This window comes from Paludibacter propionicigenes WB4 (assembly GCF_000183135.1).
Taxonomy (GTDB): domain Bacteria; phylum Bacteroidota; class Bacteroidia; order Bacteroidales; family Paludibacteraceae; genus Paludibacter; species Paludibacter propionicigenes.
Genome location: NC_014734.1, coordinates 3,349,526 through 3,372,373 on the forward strand (window position 1 = coordinate 3,349,526; position 22,848 = coordinate 3,372,373).

At 40.1% G+C, this 22,848-nt stretch carries 19 protein-coding genes; 10 read left to right on the forward strand and 9 right to left on the reverse strand.

Annotated features, from left to right (window positions below):
- Positions 1 to 107: 107 nt before the first annotated feature.
- The 3 genes from PALPR_RS13920 to PALPR_RS13930 all read left to right on the forward strand — a co-directional run bounded on the left by PALPR_RS13920 (position 108) and on the right by PALPR_RS13930 (position 2,594).
- Positions 108 to 989, forward strand: coding sequence for a 4-hydroxy-3-methylbut-2-enyl diphosphate reductase (locus PALPR_RS13920; RefSeq protein ID WP_013446295.1), 882 nt, complete (start codon positions 108 to 110; stop codon positions 987 to 989).
- A gap of 36 nt (positions 990 to 1,025) precedes the next feature.
- Positions 1,026 to 2,009, forward strand: coding sequence for a 6-phosphofructokinase (gene pfkA, locus PALPR_RS13925; protein WP_013446296.1), 984 nt, complete (start codon positions 1,026 to 1,028; stop codon positions 2,007 to 2,009).
- Between the two features lie 108 nt (positions 2,010 to 2,117).
- Entirely contained in the window at positions 2,118 to 2,594 is a 477-nt protein-coding gene (locus tag PALPR_RS13930; RefSeq protein WP_013446297.1) for a low molecular weight protein-tyrosine-phosphatase, read from the forward strand.
- An 8-nt stretch (positions 2,595 to 2,602) separates the two neighbouring features.
- Here the strand turns inward: PALPR_RS13930 and PALPR_RS13935 are convergent, their stop codons facing one another.
- Genes PALPR_RS13935 through PALPR_RS13950 form a run of 4 tightly spaced genes read right to left on the reverse strand, consistent with a single transcriptional unit; the run spans position 2,603 to position 5,887 of the window.
- A complete protein-coding gene (locus tag PALPR_RS13935; RefSeq protein WP_013446298.1) occupies positions 2,603 to 3,001 on the reverse strand; it encodes a hypothetical protein in 399 nt (132 codons plus the stop codon).
- Positions 3,002 to 3,028: 27 nt separating this feature from the next.
- Positions 3,029 to 3,766, reverse strand: coding sequence for a shikimate dehydrogenase family protein (locus PALPR_RS13940; RefSeq protein WP_013446299.1), 738 nt, complete (start codon positions 3,764 to 3,766; stop codon positions 3,029 to 3,031).
- Positions 3,767 to 3,770: 4 nt separating this feature from the next.
- Positions 3,771 to 4,490, reverse strand: coding sequence for a DedA family protein (locus tag PALPR_RS13945; RefSeq protein WP_013446300.1), 720 nt, complete (start codon positions 4,488 to 4,490; stop codon positions 3,771 to 3,773).
- Between the two features lie 14 nt (positions 4,491 to 4,504).
- A complete protein-coding gene (locus tag PALPR_RS13950) occupies positions 4,505 to 5,887 on the reverse strand; it encodes a tetratricopeptide repeat protein (protein ID WP_013446301.1) in 1,383 nt (460 codons plus the stop codon).
- A gap of 286 nt (positions 5,888 to 6,173) precedes the next feature.
- Between PALPR_RS13950 and PALPR_RS13955 the strand changes: the two genes are divergently transcribed.
- The 4 genes from PALPR_RS13955 to PALPR_RS13970 all read left to right on the forward strand — a co-directional run bounded on the left by PALPR_RS13955 (position 6,174) and on the right by PALPR_RS13970 (position 12,049).
- On the forward strand, positions 6,174 to 6,719 hold the full coding sequence (locus PALPR_RS13955) for an NUDIX hydrolase (RefSeq protein WP_013446302.1): 546 nt from the start codon (positions 6,174 to 6,176) through the stop codon (positions 6,717 to 6,719).
- A gap of 101 nt (positions 6,720 to 6,820) precedes the next feature.
- Positions 6,821 to 9,853: a tetratricopeptide repeat protein gene (locus PALPR_RS13960; protein WP_013446303.1), complete on the forward strand. Its 3,033-nt coding sequence runs from the start codon at positions 6,821 to 6,823 to the stop codon at positions 9,851 to 9,853.
- A 52-nt stretch (positions 9,854 to 9,905) separates the two neighbouring features.
- On the forward strand, positions 9,906 to 11,711 hold the full coding sequence (locus PALPR_RS13965; protein ID WP_013446304.1) for a porin family protein: 1,806 nt from the start codon (positions 9,906 to 9,908) through the stop codon (positions 11,709 to 11,711).
- 122 nt (positions 11,712 to 11,833) lie between these two features.
- Positions 11,834 to 12,049: a hypothetical protein gene (locus PALPR_RS13970; RefSeq protein WP_013446305.1), complete on the forward strand. Its 216-nt coding sequence runs from the start codon at positions 11,834 to 11,836 to the stop codon at positions 12,047 to 12,049.
- A gap of 24 nt (positions 12,050 to 12,073) precedes the next feature.
- On the opposite strand, the gene PALPR_RS13975 is transcribed toward PALPR_RS13970, so the two are convergent.
- Together PALPR_RS13975 and PALPR_RS13985 are read right to left on the reverse strand one after the other, a co-directional pair.
- Positions 12,074 to 13,105, reverse strand: a complete 1,032-nt coding sequence (locus tag PALPR_RS13975) for a hypothetical protein (protein ID WP_013446306.1) — start codon at positions 13,103 to 13,105, stop codon at positions 12,074 to 12,076.
- A gap of 311 nt (positions 13,106 to 13,416) precedes the next feature.
- Complete coding sequence (locus tag PALPR_RS13985) at positions 13,417 to 14,526, reverse strand: type I restriction endonuclease (protein ID WP_013446308.1); 1,110 nt, start codon at positions 14,524 to 14,526, stop codon at positions 13,417 to 13,419.
- 1,043 nt (positions 14,527 to 15,569) lie between these two features.
- Between PALPR_RS13985 and PALPR_RS13990 the strand changes: the two genes are divergently transcribed.
- The gene (locus PALPR_RS13990) at positions 15,570 to 16,304 is read left to right on the forward strand and encodes a DUF6261 family protein (protein WP_013446309.1); all 735 of its coding nucleotides are present in this window, start codon (positions 15,570 to 15,572) and stop codon (positions 16,302 to 16,304) included.
- Between the two features lie 149 nt (positions 16,305 to 16,453).
- Here PALPR_RS13990 and PALPR_RS13995 read toward each other — a convergent pair whose 3' ends face one another.
- The 3 genes from PALPR_RS13995 to PALPR_RS14005 form a co-directional block, all read right to left on the reverse strand.
- On the reverse strand, positions 16,454 to 16,681 hold the full coding sequence (locus tag PALPR_RS13995; protein ID WP_013446310.1) for a DUF2188 domain-containing protein: 228 nt from the start codon (positions 16,679 to 16,681) through the stop codon (positions 16,454 to 16,456).
- Between the two features lie 324 nt (positions 16,682 to 17,005).
- On the reverse strand, positions 17,006 to 18,466 hold the full coding sequence (gene gltA, locus PALPR_RS14000; protein ID WP_013446311.1) for an NADPH-dependent glutamate synthase: 1,461 nt from the start codon (positions 18,464 to 18,466) through the stop codon (positions 17,006 to 17,008).
- A 172-nt stretch (positions 18,467 to 18,638) separates the two neighbouring features.
- Positions 18,639 to 19,460, reverse strand: a complete 822-nt coding sequence (locus tag PALPR_RS14005; RefSeq protein ID WP_013446312.1) for a sulfide/dihydroorotate dehydrogenase-like FAD/NAD-binding protein — start codon at positions 19,458 to 19,460, stop codon at positions 18,639 to 18,641.
- A gap of 255 nt (positions 19,461 to 19,715) precedes the next feature.
- Between PALPR_RS14005 and PALPR_RS14010 the strand changes: the two genes are divergently transcribed.
- Positions 19,716 to 21,566 (forward strand): TonB-dependent receptor plug domain-containing protein, encoded by a 1,851-nt coding sequence (locus tag PALPR_RS14010; protein ID WP_041620444.1) that lies wholly within the window; start codon positions 19,716 to 19,718, stop codon positions 21,564 to 21,566.
- A gap of 258 nt (positions 21,567 to 21,824) precedes the next feature.
- Positions 21,825 to 22,754: an SPFH domain-containing protein gene (locus PALPR_RS14015; RefSeq protein WP_013446314.1), complete on the forward strand. Its 930-nt coding sequence runs from the start codon at positions 21,825 to 21,827 to the stop codon at positions 22,752 to 22,754.
- Positions 22,755 to 22,848 lie beyond the last annotated feature (94 nt).

Consider the following 22,848-nt stretch of genomic DNA (forward strand, 5'->3'; position numbering starts at 1 on the left):
GGTTTTTCAAATTGAACTTGCTGAATTACATCGTTGAGTGATTTGTGAACGGTTTATTTGATTAAAACCAGTGTAGGTGTAAAGTAACTAACTTAAAAGAAAACAATATGTTGAATATAGAAATTGATAAAAAATCAGGGTTTTGTTTCGGAGTTGTAAAAGCTATAACAAAAGCTGAAGAAGAATTAGCAAAAGGTGAGACATTATATTGTTTGGGTGATATAGTTCATAACGGACAAGAAGTAGAACGACTCACCAAGATGGGGCTGATAACGATAGATCATGAGCAGTTTGCCTTACTGCATGATGCTAAAGTGTTGCTCAGAGCGCACGGTGAACCACCCAAAACTTATGATATAGCAAAGGAAAACAATCTGACGCTAATTGACGCATCGTGTCCTGTGGTTTTGAAACTTCAAAATCGTATTAAGAAAGCTTATCAGAATGCTCCGTCGCCCGATACTCAAATAGTGATATACGGCGAAAAAGGCCATGCCGAAGTGAATGGCCTTGTTGGTCAGACAGATGAAAAGGCCATTGTGATTGAGAGTGAAGCAGATTTGGATAAATTAGACTTTAATAAAAAAATTCAGCTTTTTTCACAAACCACTAAGTCTCTCGAAGGTTTTAATGAATTAGTAATAACTTTATCAAAAAAAGTTCAAAATAATGACAATTTTGAATTTTTCGATACAATTTGCCGACAAGTTGCAAACAGAATTCCAAATATTACTACCTTTGCAAGTCAAAATGATATAGTCATTTTCGTAAGCGGAAAAAAGAGCTCAAACGGAAAGGTTTTGTATCAGCACAGTAAGAAAATTAATCCTAATACTTACCTTGTTACCGAAGCAAATGAAGTAACCGGGCTGGATCTTGATCTGACAAAACAGATTGGAATATGTGGAGCTACGTCAACACCCCGTTGGTTGATGGAGGAAGTAGCCGATAAATTAAAGGAAATGTCGTTGAGTTTGGAACGAATATAGAACCAATTTTATAAATATATTTTTTAAGGCAAAAAGATGAAATACGAAATTAAATGTATTGGAGTATTGACATCGGGTGGAGATTCTCCCGGAATGAATGCTGCAATTCGCTCGGTAACGAGAGCTGCTATATTTAATGGCATCCGTGTAAAAGCTATTTACAGAGGTTATAAGGGGTTGATAACTAATGAAATTACAGAGTTTCAAACGCAAAATGTAAGTAATATTATTCAACAGGGAGGTACGATTTTAAAGAGTGCCCGTTGTGCGGAATTTCGCACTCCTGAGGGTAGAAAAACTGCCTATGAAAATATGAAAGCAGCTGAAATTGATGCTCTGGTAGTGATTGGTGGTGATGGAACTTTTACCGGTGCCCGTATTTTTGCCCAGGAATATAATGTTCCTATTGTGGGACTTCCCGGAACAATTGATAATGATTTGTACGGCACCGACTCAACGATTGGTTACGATACAGCATTAAATACTATTATTGAAGCTGTGGACAAAATCCGTGATACGGCTACTTCGCACGAACGCTTGTTTTTCATTGAGGTAATGGGGCGTGATGCTGGTTTTCTGGCGCTAAACAGTGCGCTGGCTTCGGGAGCTGAAGCAGCAATCATTCCAGAACGCGAAACGCAGGAAGATCAATTGGAGGAACTGATTAAGAACGGATTCCGTAAATCAAAAAATAGTAGTATTGTAATTGTAGCCGAAAGTGAAATCACCGGAGGTGCAAATGCACTGGCGGAACTGATGCACAAAGAGCATCCGGAGTACGACGTACGTGTTACTATTTTGGGACACATTCAACGTGGTGGTTCACCAACTGCACATGACCGTATTATTGCCAGTAGAATGGGTGTGGCTGCTATCGATGCCCTGCTTGACGAGCAACGGAGTATCATGATCGGAATTGTGAACGATGAGATTGTTCACGTACCTTTTACCAAAGCCATTAAAGACGATAAACCGGTTGATGAAACGCTGTTGGGCGTGCTTTCTATCTTATCGATATAATTTATTATTCCATTTTTGCGAGTTACAGGTTGTATATCTGGGAATGTTTTAGAAATCCCCAAATATGATTCTTGTAACTCGTGATTTTTTTATACCTGTGATTTCCTTATGACTCCAGTTTCAATTCTTTTTGTTTGCTTGGGCAATATCTGTCGCTCGCCAATGGCTGAAGCTATATTCCTGAAAATACTCGAACGAGAACATGCTTCCGACAGATTTTCTGTAGATTCTGCCGGGCTGCTAGGATATCATCAGGGCGAATTGCCCGATAGTCGTATGCGCTATCATGCAGGGAAACGTGGTTATTCGCTTACTCAACGGTCCCGTCCGTTTTCGCGGGCTGATTTTGATCGGTTTGATATGATTGTAGGCATGGATGATCAGAATATTGCCGGATTGAAAAAGCAGGCCATGACCTTAGACGAAGATGCAAAGATTTTTCGCATGACGGATTTTTGTCAATCTTTGGAGGCTACGCACGTTCCTGACCCGTATTACGGGGGTGATCAGGGATTTGAAAATGTTATTAATCTTCTGGAGGATGCCTGCGAGGGTTTGTTTAAAGAAGTAGCGGGAAAGAAATAAGATTCGGTTTACTTCTGTTGTTTCACTGCCTGTGAGGATGCTTGATTGTGCGGAGTTATGGGATAGTCTGTAAAGTTCCAGTCTGTTGGTCGATTAAAGTATTCAAACGATAATTTATTGGCGCTCCACTCGGTCCAGGTGTGCATGTGTACTTTGCTTTTGTCTCTGCCGGTTTGCATAGCACTCTTCAAACTTGCAGGGGCAATTCTGAGCCAAAAGAATAAAAATCCTTTTTGCTTTCTTTGTAAAATATGACCATACTCATGCCTTAGCAAATCGATGTTTTCGGCGTGTTTTTCTCCTACGAAAATGCCAATACCCGGGATGGTGATGGCGGCACCCCGTTGAAACTTATGATTTTTGAGTCCGAAAATAGGAATGCCCTCAAACTGCTTTAGGTATTTCATTTTTTGTCGGTTGATTATATTTCCTAATCATTCATTCCAGATTTTCCACGCTGCTATTGCCTGTCCTGTAAGCATTCCTTCTCCGTTTAGTGTCTGCGCTTTTTGTTCTTTTCCTTTTTTGAGAAATAATGTTTCTGTAGGGTTATAAACTGCATCAAAAAGAAGATGTTTGTCGGTCAGGAATTGATACGGGATATTTGGACATTCGTCAGCATGAGGAAATGTCCCAACCGGTGATGCATTGATTATTACCAGATTTTCATTCAGAATGTCTTCGTTTAATTGGTCGTAAGTCAATGAGCCTGGTTTTGCTGTGCGCGAAACAAAAGTGGTAATGATACCTAATTTGCGTAGCGTGTAGTCTATCGCTTTGGATGCTCCTCCAGTACCCAAAATGAGGGCTTTTTGATGATATGGTTTTAGTAAAGGGGCTAGTGAGTTTTCGAACCCAATGGCATCCGAATTGTAGCCCTTTAATTTCAGATTTCCATCTCCCCTGATGAATTTAATGACATTAACGGCACCAATCTCTGCTGCAGTTTCGTCCAGCTCGTCAAGGTATTGAATAACTTTTTCTTTGTATGGAATAGTTACATTCAGGCCGTAAAGCTCAGTTTCGGTCAGTAGATTTTCGAATTCAAGCAAGTTGGTAAGCTCGTATAAATCGTATTGAGCATCAATGTTTTCCTGCTTGAATTTCTCGGTGAAAAACTTCTTTGAAAATGAATGTCCTAAAGGAAAACCAATTAAACCGAAGTGTTTCATTTGATTATTTCTTTTTTCTTCTAACGGTTTTCAAAATCAGCCAACCGGCAAGAATTACTCCCGCTGCTATAAATACATACGATAACTGATGGCTGTATTTGTTTATTAAATCTTGCTGTCCATGCGCCAAATAGCCCAATAGAGCCAGTATGCAGTTCCACAATCCGGCTCCTAATACTGTGTAGAGCGCAAAGCTCAGGTAATTCATTTTGGCCAAGCCGGCAGGGATTGAAATTAAATGGCGGATGACGGGGATAAAACGACCTACAAAGGTTGAGGTTTTGCCGTGGTCGTTGAAATAGGTTTCTGCTTTCATTATTTTCTCGCTACTCAGCAGAAATGATTTACCTATTTTGCTGTCAGCGAATTTGTATATCACTAAGCGCCCTAGCCATTTAGCCATTAGGTAGTTGAAAGATGCCCCAATTAAAGCTCCTATTGTTCCAAAGAAGATTATCAACCAGATATTTAAGTTGCTGTCGGGATCCATGGCTATATAAACGGCAGGTGGTATAACCATTTCCGATGGAACGGGTAAAACCGAACTTTCGCAAGCCATGAGTGCTGTTACGGTATAATAGTTGGTATTGTTTTTATACCATTCTTCAATGTGTTGAATGACTGAAAGTGTGTCAGTCGCAGATTGAATACTTTCAGTAGGAGCTGCTTTTAATGCGGAGAATGAAAAAATAAATAATAAAGCGAATAGAAATTTTTTAATCATGGGGTGTGTTCTTGTTATTCTTCTAATAAATTTGCATTAGTGGCTTCGGGGCATAACTCCAGGAATAACGCAGCTGCAGTGTCGTTTTCTAAAATAGCCACTCTCAGATAAGCTATTGCTTTAGGCATGTTACCAACTTTATAATAGGATACAGCTATGAATAAATTGATAAATTCCATGTTGTCATCCAGTCCTTTAGCAGCGAGATAAAACTTAATAGCCAGCTCGAACTCAGTCTTTTCAAGGTAGATATTAGCAATAGCCATCAATGTGTCCGGTTGGTCGTCGTCAATAGCAATAGACTTAAGATAAGCCAACAGGCCATTGTCAACGTCGTCTATTCCAATGTTGGCTTCGGCCAGATAAACCCATGCATCGGCGGCTTCGGGGTTTATTTCAAGTGCCCGGTTGATGTATGGCATACTTTCAGCATATTTTTCCTGCTCCAATAAGCAGATGGCAATGCCGGTCAGCGCGTCGTAATTATCGGGGTGCGCCTCCAGTGATTGTTTGTAGTACGAAATGGATTCTTCGTATTTCTCCATTTTTTCATAGCATTCTGCAATGAAAATGTCTGTTTGCCATTGTCCGTACGAAGACATTTTGCGATACTCCTGATAGGTTTCAAGCGCTTCTTCAAACATATCCAACTGGAACTGAACATGCGCTTTTTGAATACAGGTAAGTGAGTCTTTTTCGTCGATGGCCAAAGCATATTCGTAAGCATCGAGTGCTTTGGTGAAGTCCTGCGTGGCAAAATAAAGTTGCCCGAGGTTAAACCATGCTTCGCCTGCGAATGGGTCAATGTCGATGATTCGGATATTTACGGCAATGGCATTCTCGAAGTTCTCATTTTGCTCGTAACAAAACGCCAATTCATAGAGTAATTCTACGTTGTTTGGGTTGAAAAGGTCGCCTTTTTCGAGCAGGCTGAGTGCCAGGCTGTACTCGGTTTGGCTTAAATAAATGTAAGCTATATCAAGACAAACATTATCCAAATCGTCCGTTTCGTTAGCCACCAGATTGTCGCTCAACTCACGGGCTTCTTTCATTCGGCCAAGTTTGGTGAGAACCTCTATTTTAAGGAGAATGACCTCGTAATCAGTCGTTTCAGTCAATGAGTCTAATAACCGAAAAGCTTTTTTGTCATCTCCGGTAGCCAAATAAATCTTAGCACGCTTTGTTTTTAAAGTGTTGTTGTTGGGATGTAACTGAAGTCCCAGTTTCAGTGCTTTAGCACAGTCTTTGGTTCTACCGTGACGCAGATAATACTCAACGATGCTTTCCAGCTCTTCAACATCGAAATAGCCGGTAGCTGTACCTGACAGAAATTGTTCGTATCGTTTAACTATGTCATTGGATTCATCATCCACGGAAAAAGATAATTTGCGACCCATATCTTTCAATTTTGTACAAAAGTAGTATATTAAATGTAATTATATAAACCAATTAGGGAAAAGTTATTAACAGCACTAATACATTAAACAGAATTTTAATATACCAACATTCGTTTTTTTACGTTTTAGGAATGATATTTGATTGTACAAAAGGTCAACTTTAATATCTGAAAGTCCGATTTGTCTTTTATTTCAGCGATAGGTTGTCGGTTTAATCCTGGCGGTCTTTCAACTTTCAAATTAATTATTAGTATCTTTGTGTCAATACACAACCAAAATTTTTCTTATGCATTTTTCTGTATTATTCACACATTGTCCGGCTTGTGGTTCGGTCAGATTTATTCAAAATAATGAAAAGTCAAAACGATGCGAATCCTGTGGTTTTGTTTTTTATATGAATGCTTCTGCTGCTGTTGCGGCTTTTATTGTAAACAGTCAGGGTGAGCTTTTGGTTTGTGTGCGTGGGAAAAATCCGGCAAAAGGTACCTGGGATTTGCCGGGAGGTTTTGTGGATGATAATGAAACGGCCGAAGAAGCTATGTGTCGCGAGATTGAAGAGGAACTTCGTGCTCAGGTTGTTGAAGCGAAGTACCTGTTTTCGCTTCCGAATAAATATGAGTACAGCGGATTACAGATTCCTACGTTGGATATGTTTTTTGCCTGTAAGTTGGAGGATATATCCAATCTACAACCTTCGGACGATGTTGCGGACTGTTTTTTTGTGCCGATGGACGAAGTTAACCCCGAACTTTTTGGTTTGGAATCAATAAAAAAGGCAGTGGGTATGTTTATAAATAAAAACCCCCAAGCCCCTAAAGGGGAATTGGATTAGTTTGACTGGTTGCGAAATATGTTCAGAATGTAAAATAAGAGAGACGGAAGCAACAAGTCCTTTTTAATAGGATTAGGGGATAAATAAATTATGATATTTTTATGAAGAAAATAATTGTTTTAAGTTTACTGATAAATCTGATTTCTGTTGGCGGTTGGGCGCAACATACGCAGATATTTACAAATTCCGATAATCAGTTTACTCAGGGTAAAGAGCTATTTCTTGAGCGAAAGTTTGCAGCCTCATATCGTTGCTTCGAAGAGTTTATGCAATCGGTAGATGCCAGCAAAATGGGACAAAAAGTGGAAGCAGATTATTATATGGCTGCAAATGCCTATGAACTGGGTCAAGAAAATGCGGATGTTTTGCTGAAAAACCATTTGGAACTGTACCCATACACGCCATTTTACGATGCTGTGAATAATATGCTTGGGCTGTTGGAGTCCAACAAAAAGAAATATAAGCAGGCCTTGGAGTATTTTAATAAAGTAGACGAAAATCATTTGGGCGAAAATGAAACGGTCGAATTTTTATTTGCCAAAGGGTACGCATGCCTTCAGACATCAAACTATGTGCAGGCCTTGTCCATTTTCAAGAACCTGAAAGAAATGGATACGCGTTACAATTTGTCCTCAAAGTATTATTACGCCTATACTTTATACTGTCTGGGTAGCTACAAAGATGCTTTGCCTGACTTCCTTGCGTTGGAGGACAATCCGGCTTATAGAAACATAGTTTCATATTACATTGTGCAGATTTATTATGCTCAAAAGGATTACGATCAATTGAACGATAGGGCAGAGCGAATACTAAGAGATAATCCAGATAACAAGAATAATGCAGAAATATACCGCATTGCCGGTGAAATAGCTTACCGCAAACGTGACTATGTCAAGGCTATTGAGCACCTGAAAAATTACGAAAAGCTTTTCCCACAAGTGTTACGAAACGATATGTATCTGCTTGGAATGTCGTATTTCCAGACAAAAGATTATACTAATGCTGTTCGATACTTATCAAAAGTCACGACTGATAAAGACGAAATGACAGAAAATGCTTACCTGCACTTGGGCAATTCGTACATTAAACTGAAAGATTATACCAACGCCCGGTTGGCTTACGAAGCTGCTTTGCGAACCAGTTTCAATAAAACGGTGCGTGAAGAAGCGATGTTTAATTATGCACTTACATCCTACGAAAGCACTTCTGCATTTGGAGAATCAATTTCGGCTTTCGAGCAATTTCTGACTGAATTTCCCAACTCGAAATATACCGATGAGGCTTATGATTATCTGTCGTCCGTTTATATGACCACCAAGAATTATGACGCTGCTTATCAGTCAATTTTGAAAATAAAAACGCCTAACAGTAAGCTGCTCGAAACAAAACAATATTTGTTGTATCAATTAGGAACCGAAGCTTTTACACAGAATAGCTTGGGTAAAGCTATAGAGTATTTCTCTCTTTCGCTGAGGAGTTCAACGACAGGAAAGTATTCGGCTGAATGTCTTTACTGGCGAGCAGAAAGTTATTACCGCACCGATAAACCTGATTTGGCTATTCGCGATTTAAAAGCATTCTTCAATAATAGCAATTCGAAGTCGAGTGCCAATCGTGTAGCGGCTAATTATTTGCTGGCGTACGCTTATTTTGCACAGAAAAATTACCCCGAAGCCCTTAACTGGTTTTTGAAATATACCGAAGCCGAAACCAATTCAGGTGCCGTTACGCTCTCTGATGCATTGAACCGAATCGGCGATTGTTATTTCTATGCCCGAAACTTATCCAAAGCACAACTATTTTACAGCAAAGCAGTTGCAGCCAGTCCGAATACAGCCGATTATGCTATGTTCCAATCGGCATACGTTGCCGGATTGCAGAAAAATTATTCTAGCAAAATAACTAAGCTCGAAAGTTTGATTACCCAGTATCCGAAGTCGGAATATACCGATGATGCCATGTACGAAATGGGGCGTGCTTACCTGATGATGGATAATAATGAAAAGGCTATAGCTACTTATCAACGATTGCTGGCGGCTCAGCCAACAAGTGAGATGGCTCGTAAAGCAGCGCTTGAGATAGGAATGGTTTATTATAACGAAAAACAAAACGACCGGGCTATTCCTGCGTATAAAAATGTGATTGCCAAATATCCCGGAACCGATGAGGCAAATACTGCTCTTGAGAGTTTACAAACGCTTTATATCGAAGCCAATGACGTGTCGTCTTATCTCAATTATACCAAGTCGTTAGGGCATGTGGTAAAATCGGTAAATGCAGCTGTAGAAGATTCTATTTCATATCTGGCTGCCGAAAAACAATATATGAATGGCAGTTACGATAAAGCCATTATCGGTTTACAGGCTTATCTGACCGGATTCTGCCCCGGTGGGAAGTATTGCACTATTGCTCAATATTATCTGGCGGACAGCTATGATAGAGCGGATGACAAAGCCAATGCCCTGAAAGCGTATCAGGCAGTGCTGAAAATAGAAGGAAACGAATTTATGGAAGAAGCGATTATCCGATGTGCGGGTATCACTTACGATCAGAAAGATTACAGTGCAGCATTAGACTATTTCAAGCAATTGCAAACTGTGGCGCAAAGTACCGAGAAGAAGAATGTGGCTCGCTTAGGTATTTTGCGATGCAGTTATTTCCTCAACGATTATCAGACTACGGTGAATATTGTAAATGAAATAATGTCCGACTCCCGTTCGTCGGCAGAACTGAAATCGGAAGCTCTATACAATCGGGCAAAGGCTTATCTGGCATTGAAGAAAGATGTGGATGCTGCTGCCGATTTGAAATCGCTGGCGGCTGAAACCCGTACCGCCAATGGTGCTGAAGCTAAATACCTGTTGGCAGACTTGTATTACCGACAAGGAAAGCTAGCGGAATCAGAAAATGAAGTGATGGATTTTGCCAAAAAGAATACACCGCATCAGTTCTGGCTGGCACGTAGTTTTGTATTGTTGGCCGATGTATATATCAAACAGAATAATGATTTTCAGGCAAAACAATACCTGCTGAGTTTGCAGAAAAACTATAAACCGGCAGATGAAATACAAACCATGATTACCGATCGGTTGACTGCCATAAGCGAACGCGAAAAGAGCACGATTATCAATTGACAGTTATCAATCATCAGTAAACAGTTATCAATTCAACGATTCAACATTTCTTATGAAAACCTCAAAATATATAGCTGCCGGCCTTTTGTTTATGCTGGGTTCGGGCGTTTCATTACATGCTCAGGATACGATTATTAACCGCAATGTATCGGTGGAACGTGAATATCGTCCCGTGATTCAGGATGCCGGAAAAATAAACTCTGTGCCCAAAGTGCTGGAGCCGACTGTGGAAAAAGCAACAGCGAAATTCAGTGATTTCAATTTACCGCTCGATGCCGGTTTTAATATACATAAACTTTCGGCTGCTGAGTTGGCTAACAAAAAAGACATAAATAAACAAGGCTATGCCCGTGTAGGTATCGGCAGTTTTAAGAATACCCTTTTGGATTTTGCTTATCCTGTTATTAATCAATCGGACCTGCGGTTGGACTTTTCGGTAAATCATCTGGGTACTTTTGAGTCGAAGCGTCGGCATACGGCTACCAAAACGGCCTTGTCGTTTGATAAGCTGTTTTCAACGTTTAATCTTTATGCCGGTCTTGGTGGCGGTCGTGAGTATTTGAAGTACTATGGCGACTATTTCAATGGTGCTGATTCACTCGTGAGCCTGAATAAGCTGATTTCGAAATACGGCAGTCCGTCCGCTTATGTCGAAAAAGATAATTATGGAGATCTAACTTTCTTTCCGACGAATACGCTGTCAAATAATTCGGCAGACAATACATTCTGGCGTTTCAATGCAAAGGTGGGAGTTCGGTCATTGCCTATGTCTACGGATTTGATCTATCAGGCCGAAGTGCAATACCAATCTCTTAATTCCGCCCACGGAATTAGTGAGAAATTGGCGCATACGGTAGCCGGGTTTAGCTTGCCTAGTGGACAAAATCGTCTGGGTGTGGATTTCGAATTGTACAACATGATGTATACTAAGGCCAACATCCCGGATCCTGATTCTCTGCAATCGCATTCGGTAATGACACTGAATCCTTACTACCTTATTGATCGTCCCGAATATGCATTGCGGTTGGGTTTTAAGTCAAGTCTGTTGTTTCAGTATAGAAAAATATATGTTTATCCTTCTTTCGATATTAATGCCGAATGGAAAGCCATTCCGAAACTACTCTCCCTGTATGGAGGAGTGGGTGGTAAGTACGAAGTGAACACTCTGAATAAAATACTGACCGAAAATCCCTACATTTATTCCGACTTGCGGCCTCACGACACGGAGATTAACGTCGATTTATTTGCAGGAATAAAACTGAAACCACTTTATAACCTTTTGTTGGATGCTTATGTTGATCATAAACGACTTATAGATCAGTATTTCTATGTGAATAAAATATACGTCTTATACGGTTCATTCACGCCCATGTCGCCGTCTGATAAAACGGTTTACAGTAACCGATTTGATGTGTTTTATAGCAATGCTTCGCATACAAAATTAGGTCTTCGTGCTAGTTATGACTTGCAAAGCAAAGCGAATGTAGAATTGAAATGGGCTTACAATGTTTGGGATTTGACGTATGGTGGGCAATATGCCTCGTATATGCCTAAATACGAAGCACAACTAAATGCCAGTTACCGGGTAAATAATGAGTTTTCCCTAACGGCCAACCTGTTTTATGAAGGCTCGCGCTTTGCCAAATTAGGCGAGATAACCGACAGAATGCTGAATAGTACGGTGTATATACCTATGAAGGATAAAGTGGATTTGAACCTCGGTGTTTCGTATAATTATCTGAATTGGTTTACTGCTTTTGCCAAAATAAATAATCTGCTGAATAAGCATTATCAGGATTACTATGGCTACGATGTACAGGGAGCCAATGTGATGGTGGGCGCAGCATTTTCGTTTTAAGGAACCCCCAACCCCCTGAAGGGGGCTGATGCGGCTCGGGATTATAGAATCCTTTTGATTTTGTATCATGCCAAAGTCCCCTTTAGGGGATTAGGGGTGATAATCATTTTAAAAACACAATTATGGACAACGAACAAGATTTCAAATGTAAGAGCAAGCATCATTACCACGCAGTCTCTTCTTCCAATGGCGCAGTGTATGGTTTAGGATTTATTGGGGCTGCGGTTTTCTTTTTGCTCAAAGCCACCACGTTTTGGGTAGGAGTAGTGGGTATACTGAAAGCGTTGGTGTGGCCTGCTTTTCTGGTGTTCTATGCCTTACGTGCTCTTGGTGCATAATGGTGTAGGAACCGGTCCCTACGCTCAATTCTTCAAATACGCTTCTTCGCGTGGCGTTATTTTCATGAATTTGTTGTTTCGCACAGCGTTTTGCTCGGTTACCACGATGGCTGTTACCGACACGGTGACGTTTATCGGTTGCAGCAGGTTGTCGTTTTGTAAGCCCAGGTAAATTTTGCCATCCAGGGGTCTTTTCATCTGAGCGGCATCGTTCAATACATCGCCCTGTTTGAAACCTCTGAAAGCTTTTCCCAGTCTGAATGTGTTTGCATTGGATTCATCGCCGATAAACCAGAACTTGACATTGTCTTCGCCCTGAATGGCAGTAAACGTGTTGACGCCATACAATGCCAATGCTGCCATACTTCCGTAGCCCGAAATGGTTGAAGCAACAGCGGCGGCTGAATTCAGAAAACCGCTTTTGGCAGTGCTGAAGGCTTTTTGACCCTTGGTGCCTACCCCGATATAATAACTCCACGACACTGTGCCTTTGGGCAGACTGAAATCAATAAGCTCCCTGCCCGAAGTGCCGTAAATATAACTTTTAACCGGAATCTTTGTGGTGCGCTCCATCAATGTTTGAGCTACAGTATCTTTTCTAATCAGTGTTTTTTCTGCACTCGGCACATAGGTCGTGTCTTGCACTGTGCGCCAGTATACTGACGTATTAAAATCTTGCCTGCCCATGACCGATGGGATGCGCTGAATCTTGATTTTGCAGATGCTTACGGCATTCGCTGGGTTGGTCAACCGGAACCTATAAATGCCTGTCCGCGAAATATGGAGTGTTTTGGCTTTAATCTTCTTTACCTTGTAGTCCATAAATTTGGTTGACGATGGCAGTTCGATGATTTGCAATTCTTCCAGCGCCGGTCCGCTTACCTTGTTGAACGTGAAAACCAAATCGTCGCCCGCTTCAAATCCGTAGTAAAATACCTCTTCGCTTTGCGCGCTCACTTTTACCGTGTTTTCGGCTACATCTATCGGCTCTAACCCGAAAGCCAGTGCACTCAACGAGCAACAAACCACGGATAATAAAATCAAAATCTTTTTCATTCTTCTTTATTCAAATTCAATGTCTTCAATACCTTTTTGGCCGGACTGTCCTTTGAAAGTTAGGCGTCGGCTTTCATGCTGCAAAAGTACTTAAACTATTCTGCATGACCGATACACTCTCCGCAAAAAGAGAAAATGAAATACATGGTATTATAGAATTTGTGTTGAATTATTCTAGTCGGGGTACGAGTTGGAGTCGTGCCCCGACTAAGATAAAACATTTCGCAGCCTTCCCAAAAACAAATGCGCCTCCTGATAATTCAGAAGGCGCATTGTTTTTGGGAATCGCAGTCTATTGTTGATGATTTACATTAGTTGAGATCCTTAGTTAGCTGTTTTTCGTTTTTCGATTTATCTCCTTTTATTAGTCTTTCAGCAGCTTTAATTATTTGCTCTGAATAATTATAAATGTCATCTAGTCTGGTTATTTCAAACTTCATATCTTTCTTATTCTCGTCGATAAACCCGATATATTTTTTCTCATCGTTAAACCAAAGTCTACAAACTGTTTGTCTGATTGTGTCATCTAATAAAACACTGAAAAAGTTTTGGAAGTCTCTAAAGAAAATTCTATTACCATCAATTTTTGTCCGAAGTATTGATTTGACGATATAGAATCCTTCCATTTCTTCATCCGTGGTTATAATTTTATTATCTTCTTCCTTTGCTTGTTCTTCAACTAATTTTACTTGTTCAGCGTCTTTGACATTTTCTTTTTCTAAAGCCGATTTAAGCCTGTCACTTATAATATCGCTAATAAATTGGTTTAATGACCGTTTTACAATTTCGGTAAATTGTGTCATTACTTTTTCAGTAGCTTTTCCGGCATATACCTGACTGACAAAAAACTTGACGAAGTTTGGCGTTGGTTCGCTTATTTCGTTTGTCAATATCCTCTTTATTTCATTAGAGTACTTTAGTTCACTTGCTGAACTTACGATACTATTCAAGTCGAAATATGATTTATGGAACTTTTTCAACTCAAAAACGACTTGCTCTTTCATGTTAGTGAAATCAAATTCTAAAAATGGTTTCTCATCCATTTTATTTGCTTCCATTAGATCGGTGTAAAATCTGAATTGAATCCCATTGGTTAGTAGACCAAACTTTGATTTTGTTGTATGAAAGTATCTAAATAATTGGGAATTATGAACATCTAAGTTTTCTCCCCACCATTTACATTCAATTAATATTATTGGTTGACCTTCTTTCATAATTGCATAGTCAACTTTTTCCCCTTTTTTTATTCCCAGATCAGCCGTAAACTCTGGAACAACTTCAAGAGGATTGAATACATCATATCCAAGAGCTTGGATAAAGGGCATAATAAAAGCATTTTTAGTTGCTTCTTCGGTTTGAATTTGGTCTTTGAGTCTCACTACTCTTTCACCAAGTTGTTTGATTTGGTCTTTGAAATCCATGATTTTTTCTTTGTTAGTTATTATTTGAGGTATTTGAATTAAATGAATATCTGTTTTGTTGTCAATGCATGATTTAAGGCAACTATATTTCGGTGCTTTGCACCTTTTTTTTCTCTTCTACTTTATTCTACAAAGATTTTGGTGCTCCGCACCTTATTGGGTTAACTCAAAGGGACAGCGTCCCGAGCTATTTGTAGAAACGTAATGATTGTTGAATCCTGAGGTGCAGCGCACCGATATATTACAGGTAATTTATATGTTTTAGGCGAAAAGCCGGATATTCATATAAATCTAACAACCCCTATTTCTCTTTAACGCCACAAATATACTTAATCACTTTTAATTAAGCTATATTTTTGGTTATAAAAAAGATACATAATTTGACTTAAGCCCTTTTATTCGGACTTTTGATAATTAAGTTGAATTTTTTCTTGAGATTTGTACTGAAAATATTTGTGGGTTAAAATTAAGTTTGTATATTTGCGGCACTGTGTTGAGGATGAAGTGTATGTAACTTGTTTTAAAAGCAAATTTACTTGGTGTGTAAAGTCGAAACGTTTTTTCTTGTTCACTATTTCCCGTTTTTTTTATTGTGTTTTCGTAGTTCGCATGCGTGCGAACTACGAATTTTTTCAAAAAAATGTTATTCGCTGATAGGGAAAGATTGGAGATGGTTTGTGGAGATTACGCTGTAGGGCTACATTGGCACCATTGTTAATGAAATCATATCACTGTAGGGCTACATTGATGCCATCGTTAATGAAATTATGCCGCTGTAGGGCTACATTGAGGCCATTGTTAACGGAATCATATCACTGTAGGCCTACAGTGGGGCTATTGTTAATGAGATCATGTCGCTGTAGGGCAACATTGATGCCATTGTTAATAGAATTATGTCATTGTAGGGATACATTGCCTGCCGAACCGTTTGTGTATCCGAAATTTCAATATGTGTTTGTTGAATTTGGAAGTTGATAGATAGATTTTCTTTGATTATGGATTTCTTTAATTAATAATAATCACAATTTAAATCACGTGTATCTATGGTTAGAATTATCTCTGCGCCGCTTACTCGATACAGAAGCTCGCAACATTTGTTTTTAATGAATGACTTTATTCGCTTAGTGTTTGAAAATCCGTCTGTGTCACAGTTGGCACAGCCCTACTTGCAGGATTTGCAAAAGGCTGTGGATGTTGAAATCGTTGCCGAAGAAGCAGAACGAGGCAGTATGTTTACCGAAAAAATTAATGAGCTTTTCGTGCTGCGCGAAAAATATTACGGAGCTTTTCATAATTTGGTTGATAATGGCTTGAACCATTTCGACCAGAATGTAGTTGATGCAGCTAAATTGCTGGAACGCTTACTGAATAAGTATTCCGACATTCAGCACAAAACAAGAGCTGAAAAAATGACTGATTTTACAAACCTCAGTAACGAACTTCAGAAACCCGAGTATGCCAATGCGGTTTCAATAATAGGTGCCAGAGACTGGACAAATAAGATACAGGAAATCAATGTAGCATGTACGGCTCATGCCGATAGTCGTGAAAAGGAAGGGGTAGCCCGTCCGAAGGTAAACGTACACGACGCGCGCATGGTGGTTGACCCGCTTTATAATGCCATTGTAGATAGAATTAATGCAACAATAACTTTAAACAGTGAAGCAGGTTATACTGATTTTGTTGATCGTTTGAACTCCAAAATAGAAGGGCTAAAAAATACCCTGGCTCAGCAAAAAGGTGCGAAAAAAGCTTCGGACACTCCCACTGCGAAATAGGTTGAATAGGATAGATATTAGTAATGTTTTGATGTATTTCTAGATAACACAAAGTCTCACTTCTCTTGTTTAAAATGAGGCTTTGTGTTTTTTCAAACTAGTACAGATTTGAGGTCTTGTTTTTAGTTTTTAATCGCATTCCTCATTATCTATCTTTTGTCGCGTGGAGGACATGGGTCATTTCCAAAGCTCCTTTTGTCTCTAATTCGACCATCTTCCCCGTGGATTAATAACTCTGAATGCTGATTTTGTGCAATTCCGCGTCCAATTTCAATAGCTTCTCTTTGAGTAGAAACAATACGTGTGTATTGTTCGTTCCCTTCTCCTTTGATTCCCCATTTTTCTCCAACGGGGACAATGTGCTGGTTTTTACCCATAAATTTATTATTTTAAATTATATACAACACTGTTGTTGTACACAACGTGAATTTCAATATTCATACCAGCTAAAATATTATGTCATATTGTCTTAAATTAATGTTTTTTATGGCGTTTCTGTGCGGTTTTAATACGGAAACGGTTGGTTGCTGTAAAAACTGACATTTTGTCTAATTATTTCTTATAGGATTAATACATAACCATTCTCTTTGTGAGTATAAAAAATGCGCTTCCCGAATCCCGGAAAGCGCATTTATATTATTACTGATCACTGATTACTGATCACTGATCACTGATCACTGATCACTGGTTACTGATCACTGTCAACTGTTTTTAATCCATGTGTCCATAGCTGCGGCAGCCTTACGACCATCGCCCATGGCAAGAATAACGGTAGCACCACCACGCACAATGTCGCCTCCGGCGAAAATGATAGGCACTGCCGATTGCATAGTGTCATTGTTTACTACCACGGTTCCCCATTTGGATACTTCCAGTCCTTTTACCGACTGTGGAATAAGTGGATTTGGCGAAACACCCACACTTACTACCACTTCATCCACTTCGATCAACTCGGTTTTACCCGGAATTTCTATAGGAGACCGACGGCCCGAAGCGTCAGGTTCGCCCAGTTCCATTACCTGAAGTCGCATGTGTGTTACGCGACCTTGTTCGTTGCCGATATATTCAATCGGGTTATGCAGTGTCAGGAAGTCAATTCCTTCTTCTTTGGCATGTTTTACTTCTTCCAGACGGGCAGGCATTTCTTCTTCAGACCGACGGTAAACAATCATGGCACGCTCAGCTCCCAGGCGGCGGGCTGTACGAACCGAGTCCATGGCTGTGTTTCCACCACCGATAACGGCTACTTTCTTACCTTTAAATACCGGAGTGTCCGAATCCGGGTTGGCGGCATCCATCAGGTTGACGCGGGTAAGGTATTCGTTCGACGACATGACGCCAACGAAATTTTCGCCCTTGATATTCATAAAGCGAGGCAGTCCGGCACCACTGGCTACAAAAATACCTTTGAAACCGTCGTCTTCCAGGTCTTTGATCGTAATCGTTTTTCCAACCACGCAGTTAGTCACGAAATGAACACCCATGGCTTGCAGGTTTTGAATTTCGACATCTACGATGTCGTTAGGTAAACGAAATTCAGGGATACCGTATTTCAACACACCGCCGATTTCGTGCAATGCTTCAAAAACCACTACTTCGTAACCCAGTTTGGCCATGTCGCCGGCAAAAGCCAGTCCGGCAGGACCCGATCCTACGGCAGCAATTTTGATGTTGTTTGGTTCTGCTACTTTAGGTACAGAGATATTTCCGCTTTCGCGTTCGTAGTCGGCGGCAAATCGTTCAAGATGTCCGATAGCAACCGATTCTTTTTTCATTTTTAAATGGATACACTGACCTTCACATTGTTTTTCCTGAGGGCAAACACGTCCGCATACGGCGGGTAGGGCAGAGGTTTCTTTCAGTACGCGGGCTGCTTCCTGGAAATCGCCGCGTTCAATATTTTTCACAAAACGTGGGATGTCAATTCCCACCGGACAGCCTTGCATACAGCTGGGGTTTGCACAGTCGAGGCAGCGTTTGGCTTCCTGCATGGCCTGTTCGGCACTAAGTCCTAAGTTTACCTCCTCAACGCGGTTATGACTGCGGTATTCCGGGTCAAGTTCAGGCATGTGAACACGAGGTATGTCGGTGCGCTCTTTAGGTTTCATGGCGCTGCGCAAATCGGCACGCCATTGTTGAGCTCTTTCTTCGTTTGATTCCATAATGATTAGTCAGTTAGCAGTAACAGTTATCAGTTATCAATGAACAGTAAACGATCATTACTGTTGGTTGTTGGCTGTTGACGTATCACTGTTTATTGTTGTTAGTTGTTTGTTTTTATCTTGGTGTTTTTGGAGAAAAGTAAAAGTGATTTTTTAGTCGTGCAAGCACTGATCAATGTTTACTGTAAGCTTCCATTTCTTCGCGTTCAATATCTCTGTATCCACCCAAACGCATCAACATTTCATCGAAGTCTACCTGATGTGCATCGAATTCAGGGCCATCTACACAAACGAATTTTGTTTTTCCACCTATACTTACGCGGCATGCACCACACATTCCGGTTCCGTCCACCATAATGGTGTTCAGCGAAGCGAGAGTCGGCACTTCGTATTTTTTTGTCAGCATGCTCACAAATTTCATCATGATAGCCGGACCGATAGTTACGCATAAATCTACTTTTTCGCGATTTATCACCGACTCAATACCGTTTGTAACCAATCCTTTGGTTCCGTATGATCCGTCGTCGGTCATGATGATAACTTCATCGGAGTTAACGCGCATTTGTTCTTCCAAAATAATCAGGTCTTTAGTACGGGCTGCCAACACGGTAATGACCTTGTTGCCGGCTGCTTTCAATGCAGCCACGATAGGCATCATGGGTGCTGTACCTACACCACCACAAGCACAAATCACTGTTCCGAAGTTTTCAATGTGAGTAGCTTTACCCAGCGGACCTACCATATCAGTAATATATTCGCCTTCTTCCAGTGCGCATAGTTTAGTAGACGAAACACCCATTCGTTGCACAACCAGGGTTATTGTCCCTTTTTGTAAGTCTGCATCTGCTATGGTTAATGGAATGCGTTCGCCTTTTAAACCCACTTTTACCATAACAAAGTGGCCGGCTTTACGCGACTTGGCAATTAACGGAGCTTCCACCTCAAACTTAATAACGTTGGCAGAGAAATACTCCTTACTGATAATTTTATTCATTTTGATAGATTTTTTTTATTAAGGACACAAAATTACAAAAAATGCGGCTCAATCCAAATCATTTTGTAATAATAATCTACAAATTTATTACTGATTTGCATTAAAATGACAAAAATAAATCGTAAAAACTGTATAAAACTACATTTGCGTCGTTTTGTTGATTTTTGGCACTTATTTGTATGTTGTACGGTAACAATATTTGGGTATTTTTGCAGGAAAATATCTTCCTAATATAAAATCACAAATAACATGTTTATGCGTATCCCAAACGGTAAGAAAATTCTCCTTGCGCTTGCTTCGTTGCTTCTTTGTTTTCAATTTTCTTATTCACAGTCGCCAATCAAAGATAGCGTGAGGCTCGAGGATATAGTAGTTACCGGTTCGAAAATAGAAATATCCCGAAAGCTGGTTCCGCTGTCTGTATCGCAGGTTTCCCGTAAGGACATTGAAAATAGCGGTCAGATTAATATATTGCCCGCGCTAAACACATACGTTCCGGGAATTTTTGTCACCGAGCGCAATGTGCTTGGTTTTGGAGTTTCTACTGGCGGTTCGGGTGCTATCAGCATGCGTGGTGTGAGTGGCTCTCCCAACACGGAGATATTGATGCTGATAGATGGTCATCCTCAGTACCAGGGCATTTTTGGGCATCCGCTTGCCGATGCCTATGTGGCTTCGGATGTGGAAAAGGTGGAAGTTATTCGCGGTCCGGCTTCCATTCTGTATGGATCTAATGCCATGGGAGGTGCAATTAATATTATCACCAAAAAGCAGCGGGAAGAAGGATTGAAAATCAATTTGGGTGCTGCCTACGGTTCGTTTAATACTCAAAAATACTATGGAACAATCGGGTATAAAAAAGATCAGCTAAGCGTTTTTGCGTCGGTAAATCACGACCAGACTGATGGAATTCGTGCCAATACCGACTTTAATATCACCAACGGTTATACGAAAGTGGGCTATGAACTAAGCAAACATTTTGATCTGACTGCCGATTTCAGCATTGCAAAGTTTAATGGAAATGATAACGGATCTGTCTATGCCGCTCCGGTTCCGTTCAATATCGATATTACCCGTGGCAAAGCGTCAGTTGCACTCGAAAACAAACACGATAAGCTGGAAGGGGCGTTTAAATTATATCACAATTTCGGGACTCACGATTTGTCGAACGGTTTTCATTCTACCGACAATAACAGTGGACTGATGTTTTATCAAACGCTTAGGCTCTTTACAGGTAGCAATATAACCGTTGGTACGGATATTAAGCAATATGGTGGAAAGGTAAACCAAACGGCCGTTAAAGACTCGTTGATAACCGTAAACGAGTCGGCGGTTTATGCGTATGCTCAGCAGGCTTTGCTCGATAATGTCAGCCTGAGTGCGGGCTTACGTCTGGAACATAATTCAAAATACGGAACTGAACTTGTTCCTTTTGCCGGATTGACTTACAATCCGTCTTTGCATACAACCATTAAGACTTCCGTTTCAAAAGGTTTCAGAAGTCCTACTGTTATGGAAATGTACCTGTATGCTCCAAATCCCGAATTAAAACCGGAGCGCATGATGAACTACGAAGTTAGCTGGTTGCAATCGGCTTTAGAAAATCGCCTTCAGTTCGATTTTACGGCTTATTTGATTAAAGGGACGAATCTTATTGAAGTTACTCCGGGCGTACCGCCTGTAATGACTCGTAAAAATCTTGGGGCTTTTACCAACAAAGGGCTTGAATTTTCTACAAAATATTTCCTTTCTCAAAATCTATATCTCAATGTAAATTACAGTTATCTGAATCTGGAGAAACCGGTACTGGCAGCACCACGCCAGCAAGTTAATATCAATGTAAATTATACTTATAAAATTTGGACGCTGAACGTATCGTCGCAATATATTGAAAAGTTGTATACATTCATTGTCTCCACTCCGACCCAGTTAACCACTAAGACGCTTAATTACAATTTGCTGAATGCACGCCTATCGGCTAAGCCTACAAAGTCTCTTGAATTGTTTGTTGCAGGAAATAATCTATTGAATCAGAAGTATGAAATAAACTATGGATATCCAATGCCGGGCATTTACTTTAATACAGGTTTTAATGTAAGGTTGTAAAATGGAGTGTTAGCGGTAAACGCTATCAGTTGTATAGAAAAAGTAACAGAAGCAGCTATCAGATTTAGATTCTGAAGGCTGCTTTTGCTTTGTTGTTTTGTAAGTTCAGTTTTTTATTCTGTATAAAGTTAATCTAATTTTGATAAAACCGTTAATTGTATCAATATAATATGTATATTTGTCGGGTGAGAATTTCAATAATTTTTGAGCAATTTTTTCAAAGAATTATAATACCAACTATTTAAACATTTAAATCAAATGGAATCAATTCCTTATTTTATTATCGGAGCGGTAGTTCTGGTAATCATTGCAGCCGGTTTTGTTACTGTTAATCAGGGTAGCGTGGCTGTTATCACGGTATTTGGTAAATATCGTCGTATAATGCCTCCGGGTTTGAATTTCAAAATTCCGCTTATCGAAATGGTTTATAAGCGTATTTCTATTCAAAACCGTTCTGTGGAGCTTGAATTTCAGGCGGTAACGCAAGATCAGGCGAATGTGTATTTTAAAGCCATGTTGCTGTACGCTGTTTTTAATCAGTCCGAAGAAACTATTAAAAATGTAGCCTTTAAGTTTGTGGATGACCGCAACTTTATGCAAGCTTTGATTCGTACCATCGAAGGTACCATTCGTAGTTTTGTGGCGACTAAAAAACAAGCTGAAATTTTGAGTCTTCGTACTGAAATTATTCAGGAAGTAAAGAAACACCTTGATGATACGCTGGAGCAATGGGGATATCATATGATTGATATTCAGTTGAACGATATAACCTTTGACGAGGAAATTATTAAATCCATGTCGCGCGTGGTAGCTTCGAACAACTTGAAAGCTGCTGCCGAAAACGAAGGACAAGCTTTGCTAATTACCAAAACTAAAGCAGCCGAAGCAGAAGGAAATGCGATTAAAATTTCTGCTCTGGCTGAAAAAGAAGCTGCTCAACAACGTGGACAAGGTATTGCATTGTTCCGCGAAGAAGTGGCCAAAGGTATGGCACAGGCTGCAAAGGAAATGACCGATGCCGATTTGGATGCTTCATTTCTGCTTTTCAGTATGTGGACGGAAGCTATCAAACACTTTGGTGAAACAGGCAAGGGTAATGTTATCTTCCTGGATGGCTCTACCGATGGCATGACTAAAACAATCAACCAAATGATGGGTATGATGAAGATGAGTGAAAAAGCTGAATAAGATTTATGCTGCTATAAAAACAAGAGGATATCCCAAAAGGGCATCCTCTTGTTTTTAAATATAAGTATGAAAATGAATTTGTGTTGAAAAGCTA

Bases quoted from the DNA above. Each gene is read 5' to 3' on its own strand.
- PALPR_RS13920 (WP_013446295.1), top strand. From the start codon at position 108: ATGTTGAATATAGAAATTGATAAAAAATCAGGGTTTTGTTTCGGAGTT.
- pfkA (WP_013446296.1), top strand. From the start codon at position 1,026: ATGAAATACGAAATTAAATGTATTGGAGTATTGACATCGGGTGGAGAT.
- PALPR_RS13930 (WP_013446297.1), top strand. From the start codon at position 2,118: ATGACTCCAGTTTCAATTCTTTTTGTTTGCTTGGGCAATATCTGTCGC.
- PALPR_RS13935 (WP_013446298.1), bottom strand. From the start codon at position 3,001: ATGAAATACCTAAAGCAGTTTGAGGGCATTCCTATTTTCGGACTCAAA.
- PALPR_RS13940 (WP_013446299.1), bottom strand. From the start codon at position 3,766: ATGAAACACTTCGGTTTAATTGGTTTTCCTTTAGGACATTCATTTTCA.
- PALPR_RS13945 (WP_013446300.1), bottom strand. From the start codon at position 4,490: ATGATTAAAAAATTTCTATTCGCTTTATTATTTATTTTTTCATTCTCC.
- PALPR_RS13950 (WP_013446301.1), bottom strand. From the start codon at position 5,887: ATGGGTCGCAAATTATCTTTTTCCGTGGATGATGAATCCAATGACATA.
- PALPR_RS13955 (WP_013446302.1), top strand. From the start codon at position 6,174: ATGCATTTTTCTGTATTATTCACACATTGTCCGGCTTGTGGTTCGGTC.
- PALPR_RS13960 (WP_013446303.1), top strand. From the start codon at position 6,821: ATGAAGAAAATAATTGTTTTAAGTTTACTGATAAATCTGATTTCTGTT.
- PALPR_RS13965 (WP_013446304.1), top strand. From the start codon at position 9,906: ATGAAAACCTCAAAATATATAGCTGCCGGCCTTTTGTTTATGCTGGGT.
- PALPR_RS13970 (WP_013446305.1), top strand. From the start codon at position 11,834: ATGGACAACGAACAAGATTTCAAATGTAAGAGCAAGCATCATTACCAC.
- PALPR_RS13975 (WP_013446306.1), bottom strand. From the start codon at position 13,105: ATGAAAAAGATTTTGATTTTATTATCCGTGGTTTGTTGCTCGTTGAGT.
- PALPR_RS13985 (WP_013446308.1), bottom strand. From the start codon at position 14,526: ATGGATTTCAAAGACCAAATCAAACAACTTGGTGAAAGAGTAGTGAGA.
- PALPR_RS13990 (WP_013446309.1), top strand. From the start codon at position 15,570: ATGGTTAGAATTATCTCTGCGCCGCTTACTCGATACAGAAGCTCGCAA.
- PALPR_RS13995 (WP_013446310.1), bottom strand. From the start codon at position 16,681: ATGGGTAAAAACCAGCACATTGTCCCCGTTGGAGAAAAATGGGGAATC.
- gltA (WP_013446311.1), bottom strand. From the start codon at position 18,466: ATGGAATCAAACGAAGAAAGAGCTCAACAATGGCGTGCCGATTTGCGC.
- PALPR_RS14005 (WP_013446312.1), bottom strand. From the start codon at position 19,460: ATGAATAAAATTATCAGTAAGGAGTATTTCTCTGCCAACGTTATTAAG.
- PALPR_RS14010 (WP_041620444.1), top strand. From the start codon at position 19,716: ATGCGTATCCCAAACGGTAAGAAAATTCTCCTTGCGCTTGCTTCGTTG.
- PALPR_RS14015 (WP_013446314.1), top strand. From the start codon at position 21,825: ATGGAATCAATTCCTTATTTTATTATCGGAGCGGTAGTTCTGGTAATC.